The following is a 1,827-nucleotide window of genomic DNA, read 5'->3' as shown; positions in this document are numbered from 1 at the left end:
GCCTAGCGCGCGCGACTACGCACGAGAGGCCGAGCGCACTTCAGTCCTGGGCCAACGCCTCGATCGAGGAGGTCGTACGCTGGACCGCAACCAACCCTGATGTGGTTATCCCTGCGGAGAACTATCAACGCTTCTTTGATGGGCTCCTTCAAGATGGGACATTGGATAGGCTGAAGAGCGTTCATAACAGGTTCTGGAGGGATGCAATTCGCTTCAGACGAACTACCACCACTTTCAGAACGCTACTCAACCTATCCGCCATCAAATCTGTTGACATCATCGGAATTCTGACCGAACCAGTTCCGGCCTCGTCGACTTCATTGTTTCCAGGCCATGAGGTGGACGGTGAGATCGCCTTTGATCTAGAGGACTGGGGGGCTCAGGCGAGGAAATTCGAAGTCGTGCTCCACGCGCTCTGCAAGGCCAATACGCGTGTGTTCCCTAGCCAGCAGTTCCTTAGCCTATTGTTGGTTTCTAAACGAAAAAGTTCTATCCACCGTGCGCCATCATTCAGCGTCTACCTAGATCTTCAGAGGCAACCTGGCCAGGACCTTCTTGCGCGTCGGAACATGTCGAGCAGAATTATGGCCCTGTCCATGACCCTGCTTAAGAGCGGCATGCGCGAGCGGGGCGTGGCAACTGAAGTTCTGAAGAGATTCGCCATTTCCGCAGAGATCGCTGGAGAGTGCGCCCGGACCGCAGTTGTTATTACAAAGGCCATGCTCTCTCCGGCGTTCCGAGCTTCCGGTGATCCCGTCCCGTGCCGCTGAAGAAGGCCAGAAGAAGAAATCACTTCCCTGCGCAGCCGAGCGGGTTGCTCAACTGCGCGGGGTTCTACCCCGATATCACGGACGGCTCTAAAAGAGCTGCAACCTTCTGGTCCTGCCGTGCCGCTCGCTCATGTGGGTGCTGTCAGGGTTCGGTTGGGAGGGCGCTGTGCGTGCTGCAGTTCAGCGGGCATGCGCTGAGCTTCTATTAGAGCTGGCGAATGATCTGGCTGGGACAGGCTGAGATGCTGAGCGGCTTTGGCGAAGCTGGCTTAGTCGACAACGGAAAAGGAGGGCCTTCGAAGTTTCTGGCCTCGAAGCGCTGGCTCAGCCTCTTGTTCTACGTCAAGCTATTGCCTGTTCGCTCCGAGAATGATGAAGGACCAATACATGCGCATGAAACACACACGTCGATTCGCCGAAGCTTTGGGAAGCTGGATGCACTTTGAGGCTTGTTGCTTCAGGGCAGGGCTGTTCTCTGAGAGTTCTTTCAAGGCTGCAATAGGGAGCGTTGCTAGCTCGCTACACGGAGATCACAAGGCAGCTCGTGTGCACGCGGACTACCCACTTCCTGCGATACAGCGGGTGCCAGTTGTCGGCGAGAAAAGTGGCGGCGGGCGCAAAAAAAATGTGGACTTCGCGCTGATATATGACGATAAGCGGATGCCTGTATCTGAGCCGCAAGTCCTGATCGAAGCTAAGTGGGCTGGTTCCTCACATTGCACTGTGTCGAATTTGATGGCCGACTTCGTAAGGCTTTCCTTGATGAAAAGAGCGCATCCAGACGCCGTGTGCCTTTTCGTTTTGGCTGGTCACGTGACGAATATTGATGCTGTACTGTTGCGACGTCCGTTCAAGGGTGAGCGTCGCGACACTCTCCCTGTTGATGGCTCTATCTCATCTAAGAAGTTCAAGTTCCTTCATAGGGACGCAGAGCATCAGAAGGCTTTTTCCGGACTCATCTCGGCTTTTCATTCATCAAACCTCAATGTGCCTATCGGATTTTCTGCAACAAGTAGCGGTATCTATCCGCCATCCCCAGCGAAGTTCAAGGCGATAG

General features: G+C 54.8%; 3 protein-coding genes. All 3 read left to right on the top strand.

The genetic code is table 11. The features are described 5' to 3' along the window. Window positions 1-770 (top strand): hypothetical protein (locus ABZX22_RS44935; protein ID WP_354923433.1); only part of this gene is annotated, 770 nt, incomplete at its 5' end. A 218-nt stretch (window positions 771-988) separates the two neighbouring features. Further along, the gene (locus ABZX22_RS44930) at window positions 989-1,216 is read left to right on the top strand and encodes a hypothetical protein (RefSeq protein ID WP_354923430.1); all 228 of its coding nucleotides are present in this window, start codon (window positions 989-991) and stop codon (window positions 1,214-1,216) included. 100 nt (window positions 1,217-1,316) lie between these two features. After that, window positions 1,317-1,827, top strand: a 511-nt coding sequence (locus ABZX22_RS44925; protein WP_354923427.1) for a hypothetical protein, incomplete at its 3' end; no start/stop codon positions are given.

The organism is Nonomuraea sp. NPDC003804 (assembly GCF_040610675.1).
Lineage (GTDB): Bacteria > Actinomycetota > Actinomycetes > Streptosporangiales > Streptosporangiaceae > Nonomuraea.
The sequence above is the reverse complement of the archived record's forward strand: the minus strand, read 5'-3'. Positions and strand labels throughout refer to the sequence as shown.

Excerpts from the sequence above, each read along its gene's own strand:
- ABZX22_RS44930 (WP_354923430.1), top strand. The coding sequence starts at position 989 with ATGATCTGGCTGGGACAGGCTGAGATGCTGAGCGGCTTTGGCGAAGCT.